Raw genomic sequence first — 5,407 nt, 5'->3', positions numbered from 1 at the left:
GCACGATTGAGGCTGTCCAGTGCGCGAACCTTGAGCGACTTGTTAGAAGGCGACCTACTGATAAACTTCAATACAGAACCGCACCTTGCCTAAAGGCTTAACCTCATGCCGTATGGTCGGTTCTACGACACCACTATTTTCCGGATCAAGAATAATAACTTCTTTTACTGGCTCGTTGATTGTGTACTGTAGTTTGCCCTCCAGCACCACAATTTTTCCTCATATGAATTCCTTGATTTGGTGCTCGTTCAGCAGCCCTTTAGGCATTGTATGCTCATCAAAGTCTGGGGTTTTCTTGTATGGAGTAACGCTGTTCGGTAACGGCTTCAAGTTGGGTTGCCTTCTAACGCCGAAGCTCAGTTGCCGTCGGAACGGCCGCAGGCCGTGGAGGGAACCCGAAGCGCGGCAGCGCTTTGGGCGGTCAACTGCAGCGATTTGTTAGATGCTGAACGTAGCATGCACATGATTTTCCAAAAGAAAGCGCTCGAATTCCCACTGATGGACAAGACGATCTTTCTTAGTTGGGCGAACAGTTGGATCGGTGTACATATATAGATGAAAGCGACCACCTGAGTGCTGCTGCGCATTTTGCTCAACCTCCGAATGAGTCATCAGCCAAACTCGCTCGCTTGCGAGATCAACGAAAGCGACCAATTCCGCGGGTGAGTCATCGCGAAGCCACCAGTCAAGCGCCAACTTGCCCGAACCACCGCCAGGCTTTGCTTTTTTGTTTGTTTTCACCTGTATCGTCCGCGCATCACCGTCTTTCGGAGAATAAGCAACCAGATCGACTCCGGTGTCAGTACTCATGGGCGCGGACTCTATTCCGCACAATAGGAAACGGTACTGAACTAAAAATTCCCCGCATTTTCCAATCTGGGCTGTAGTTAAGTCCATGGACCCTCTTTACATCTAACGCCTGAATTAAGCCGTGCCGCGAAGCGGCATCGGCTTGAATGACTTGTTGGGGCGCGGGCAGTCAGCCCGAAGCCGGTTGACCCGACTGTACGGCAGCGCTGCCGAGCGCGGGGCTGTGCCGATGGTGGAACCAGAAATCCGGTGCATCCATGTCTCCGAAATGAGCCGGCTTGCCCAGCGATGGCGCCAGAGTGAAGCAGCGGCGCGCGTTCTGGTGGAGCGGGCTTTGCCTGGGACCTGCCAGTCGTGGGAAGCCGCACAAAGAGAATGCGAATTCCGCGGCCCAACCCTTGAATTAAGCCGTGCCGCGAAGCGGCATCGGCTTGAATGACTTGTTGGGGCGCGGGCAGTCAGCCCGAAGCCGGTTGACCCGACTGTACGACACGCCGACCGGAGGCGGGGCTTTGCCAGCGATGGCTCTAGAAATCCGGTGCATGCATGTCTCCGAAGTAGCCGGCTTGCCCAGTGCTGGCACCAGAGTGAAGCGACGGCACGCTTGCTGGTGGAGCGGGCTTTGCCTGTGACCTGCCAGTCGTGGGAAGCCGCACAAAGAGAATGCGAATTCCGCGGCCCAACAGTGATTATATACCCGGCTGCATAACCTCAATGAACGTGCCAGCGCGTTCATTGAGGTTATCTAGCCGCCTTGATCAAATCTACCTCATTGATTCTATTGATAGCAAAGCAAATTTTGGCTACATATTAAAAATTCATGCGCCTTCTCGTTTTGCTTTTTGCGCATGAGGGGCAATCGCTAATAAATAAATGATACCCACATATCTTGAACCGCTACTTTCCGGCAGGAGGGCATGGCAGGCGGCAATTAATAACAGCAGAGGTGGCCACGCTGGCTTTTTGAGAAAATTCGATAATATATCGCAATAGCGGGTGGCCACTTTTGAAAAGTATATTTTATAAATACCTGTGACCTTATCCACTAGGCTAGCCTTACTGATTCGGCAAGTTAATGAGTGGGTTGTAACGCATTCATGAACAACACATCACCACTACTCACAATAGCCGCATACTCCCCTTCCAAATTAGTCAGTGACATAGCATGCACTTCATCTGCAGTGCGATAAGTGCCTGAGTAGTCCTGCTTGGCAAAGGTAAACGTAGCGTCAGCGACTACCTGGGTATCAAAACCAAGATTTCCTACGTTGCGAGCGGTGGCTTCAACCGAATTGCTGGTACTCACACCGACGATAACCAGCCGCTTGACCCCGCGAAGGTGAAGCCAGCGCTCTAAACCTGAATGAGTAAATGCACAGGGTACGCTCTTTTCCACGACGTGCTCGTTAGATTGCGGGGCTAGTACGGGCTGGAACTCTGCGCCTAGGCTGCCCCGGCCAAAATGGCGAGCCGGGGGAGCGTGAGATATGGCGTACATACACCACTAACCCGCCAACATTACGCCATTTTATAAGCAGAGATTATATTATCTTCAGCATCTGGATTATTGCGCTCACCAGCGGCGGGGTCGCTCATACCTCGCCGCATATAAATGATCATCAGGACGGCAAGTTGATTACTCAAAATACTTCAACCTTCTATACAGCTTGCCTAAAAAGCGTGTGCCCAGCATTAATCCAATACTGAGTACAACCACTGCCAGCGAACCGTAAGCCACTATTCCGCCCCACGCCCACTGGCTAATTACCGTGCCTAGGTGCTGAACGAAAAGATACACGCCAATTAAGAAACTACCTGCCCGTACCAAACCTGTCTCGCTGATGGATAAGGCTGAGTAAGTGCTATCACTTTCATGAATCTTATGGGCCAGTAATCCAGCAGAAAACCACAATGCAACACCCGCGATGAAAGGCATAACGGTGGTTGCTACTAGGCCTGGTAGCCACTGGGATAAGGTTGCATCCAGTTCCAGGCTTGGGCCAAACAGCAGTCTCGATACGTTTAAGAGCGGGTTTATGGCGAGGTAAATGGCGAGTAATCGAATCAGCAGTACGGAGAAAGGCTTCATTGTCATACCTCACATTTAAAACTCTAGCATAACCAAAAGTCCTCTATCAGATGCAGCATTGCCCTGATAACGCCTGAGTTGAGGGGCTTTTGTGGAGCACGCGCAGCGTGCGGAACAAAAGTCCCTCTCCAACGATTTGTTATGCGACTGCATATCTAGCGCTCTATGCCGGCCGAATTATCGCTAGGTCCTAGCGTACTGATTAGATACTCCTCTAGAGCCGGTGCTTCAAAGCGAGTTTTCTCGGGGACCGCGACGGTGAGAACATACCGAGGAAAACTGCTCCATTCATGGTAAAAACGACACGATCGATCTGACGCGTAGCCGCAATACGATGAAATACGGGCTCCTAAAGAGCTTCTACCTGAAGCCTTTCCCACGTAAACCACGTTCAAATCCTTGTTAAGAAAAGCGTATATCCCGGCACGACCGGCGTGAGGCCACACTTCAGGCCATTGAGCAAAGCACTTGATAGATGCGGGGCCCAGTTCGGGTGACATGTCATAAGGCGCAGAACTCTCGAACGGCTGTAGAGTCGGATTTCGATATTTCTCCGCGTAATTTTCAACCGCCGCCAGTAGCTTTTCTAAATTAGGTGACATTAAACCTCCACTGTTGCATAAAGCCTAAGCTCAGTTGGCCGCCGGAGCGCGAAGCGCGGAGGGAACCCGAAACGCGGCAGCGTTTTGGGCGGTCAACTGCAGCGACCTGTTAGGGGCACTACGGCGGGGAGTAGAACGCCGCAATAGAGCACACACGCTAATGTCGCGCATACTAGAAATGGATTCGTAAACGACGCAGGAAGCTGCAGCCAGACCAAACCGGTGAACAGAAGCACCGACGCTGCAAACAAAAGAACAACTGCCCATCGATTAAGAATGACGAGCCCTAAAGCGTAAATTAATGTGGCTGCAGCCACTACGCTCAGCGGCCAATGGAGCTGTGGGCGGTAAGTCGTGAATAGAATGATAAAGATCCAGCGCAGTGCGAGCGCTATGAGCATAGAAGCGGCTAGCCAGATGAACAACTTCTGTAAAAGACTCAAATTCATACTTATCCCCTAACGGCCAAGTTCAGTGAGCGGCGTAGCCGTCCACTGCAACGCCGAGTTAGAACCGAGCCAACTATGAGGCAAAGTTCCCACGAGGCTATGAAAATGAAAGCTGCTTGCGCAAGCTGGACGCGCGCTACAGGAAAATTTGGCATGAAACCAGTGCTTCTCATGCGAAGCGCTTAACAACGCGCAGTTGTGAGGAGAAAGAGAGAGGGCGCGATTAATCGTGGGAGACTAAAAAGAGCGGACTTACATTTTAATCAATCGGCGCCGTTAAGCATCTCGCTTGAATTTCGGGTTAGGGCTGGCACCACTCACGACTGCGGCAGCAGGAATCGAAAAGGGGAGTGACGCGGCGCGCCAGGACCCATGTGGAAGTGTCGCTCGACAGAAATAAGTCATGCTGCCTTCTCCTACCAGCGATCCGTCTAAAACTTCTTCGGTGTCTAATAAAACGGCGCGCGCCCTTACACAATCAACGAGTTCTTCGCTCTTTATATCCCACCCGATTTCCAGAAGTGGCGAAAGAATCCTGTCTGCACGACTAATGGCCATAGTGGCCACATGTACAACCGGCAGATCGTATCTCTCGTAACTTCTTACCGACACTACGACAAACGCCAGCCGCTGGGCCTCTAGGACAACAGTCCCAGCGCTACATCCAAGCAGTGCCGCGACAGCCCAGTAGTCTCGATCATTCGATATAAGCCGTGTGATGCAACGATTTGCCCATGCCTCTTCTGTTTTTCGAAATTCCATCCAATATGGGGAAAGAGAGTTCCGCAAAGCCCCGGTTTCGTGAAGGGAGCCCACAAGATTAATTTGATAATCTAGGGACTCTGGGTTCTCGGTGAGGCACGACGCAGCAGCGTCAACAACAAAATGGCCTTTTTTTTGCGCATTGAGGCGCAGCTTGTTGAGTTTGTTAAACAGTTTATCGGACATGTAGACCCTAACGTTTGGTTAAGGGGCGGGCTTTAGCCCGTCCCAGAGAGCGAAGCGAACGATTTGAACCACTTGTTAGGTTTTAATACGCTATCCAAGCTTCACTTCCGTCGAACTCATATTTTGTCTCTTGTGAGGTTGAGCGCAACACAGGCCAGACTAAGTTAAAGCTGTGAATGTACTCTGGTAGCACAAAGTATTTTCTGGTCTCTGAATCAATGACAACCGTTTTTCGCTCAACTAATTTCTCCATCCAACTCAGAGCTAGATAACGCGAGTCTTTTGAATAGGCAAAAAGGCAACCCCATACATAGCCCGGGAACTTTTTACCGTCAACAGTTAGCTTATAGTAGGAGTCACCGTGAGGGGGCTCGCCGGCATACATGAGAGATGCACGGTGGTTAGCATCAGGGGAAATTAGTACATAGTCGCCCATGCCGGCCCACTTACAACTCCCATCGCTGGGCAATATTAGTTCTTCTGGTTCCACGCAGATGTACCTTTAAAAC

The 5,407-nt window shown here is 51.0% G+C and carries 6 protein-coding genes; all 6 read right to left on the bottom strand.

Features of this window, described 5'->3' with window-relative positions; all coding sequences use genetic code 11:
* Positions 1 to 54: 54 nt before the first annotated feature.
* The 6 genes from ACT3TF_RS17100 to ACT3TF_RS17075 all read right to left on the bottom strand — a co-directional run bounded on the left by ACT3TF_RS17100 (position 55) and on the right by ACT3TF_RS17075 (position 4,898).
* Entirely contained in the window at positions 55 to 207 is a 153-nt protein-coding gene (locus ACT3TF_RS17100; protein ID WP_444672632.1) for a DUF1971 domain-containing protein, read from the bottom strand.
* Between the two features lie 231 nt (positions 208 to 438).
* Positions 439 to 810 carry a hypothetical protein gene (locus tag ACT3TF_RS17095; protein WP_444672631.1) on the bottom strand — a complete coding sequence of 124 codons (372 nt, stop codon included), beginning with the start codon at positions 808 to 810 and terminating at the stop codon, positions 439 to 441.
* Between the two features lie 818 nt (positions 811 to 1,628).
* The gene (locus ACT3TF_RS17090; RefSeq protein WP_444672630.1) at positions 1,629 to 1,856 is read right to left on the bottom strand and encodes a hypothetical protein; all 228 of its coding nucleotides are present in this window, start codon (positions 1,854 to 1,856) and stop codon (positions 1,629 to 1,631) included.
* A 26-nt stretch (positions 1,857 to 1,882) separates the two neighbouring features.
* Positions 1,883 to 2,308: an isochorismatase family protein gene (locus ACT3TF_RS17085; RefSeq protein ID WP_444672629.1), complete on the bottom strand. Its 426-nt coding sequence runs from the start codon at positions 2,306 to 2,308 to the stop codon at positions 1,883 to 1,885.
* Positions 2,309 to 2,446: 138 nt separating this feature from the next.
* Positions 2,447 to 2,899, bottom strand: coding sequence for a hypothetical protein (locus tag ACT3TF_RS17080; RefSeq protein WP_442347292.1), 453 nt, complete (start codon positions 2,897 to 2,899; stop codon positions 2,447 to 2,449).
* A gap of 1,327 nt (positions 2,900 to 4,226) precedes the next feature.
* A complete protein-coding gene (locus ACT3TF_RS17075; RefSeq protein WP_444672628.1) occupies positions 4,227 to 4,898 on the bottom strand; it encodes a hypothetical protein in 672 nt (223 codons plus the stop codon).
* Positions 4,899 to 5,407: the final 509 nt, after the last annotated feature.

This window comes from Halomonas sp. AOP25-F1-15 (genome assembly GCF_052378675.1).
GTDB lineage: Bacteria > Pseudomonadota > Gammaproteobacteria > Pseudomonadales > Halomonadaceae > Vreelandella > Vreelandella casei.
This window is presented reverse-complemented; position numbering and strand designations above follow the sequence as displayed.

Bases quoted from the DNA above. Each gene is read 5' to 3' on its own strand.
- ACT3TF_RS17095 (WP_444672631.1), bottom strand. From the start codon at position 810: ATGAGTACTGACACCGGAGTCGATCTGGTTGCTTATTCTCCGAAAGAC.
- ACT3TF_RS17085 (WP_444672629.1), bottom strand. From the start codon at position 2,308: ATGTACGCCATATCTCACGCTCCCCCGGCTCGCCATTTTGGCCGGGGC.
- ACT3TF_RS17080 (WP_442347292.1), bottom strand. From the start codon at position 2,899: ATGAAGCCTTTCTCCGTACTGCTGATTCGATTACTCGCCATTTACCTC.
- ACT3TF_RS17075 (WP_444672628.1), bottom strand. From the start codon at position 4,898: ATGTCCGATAAACTGTTTAACAAACTCAACAAGCTGCGCCTCAATGCG.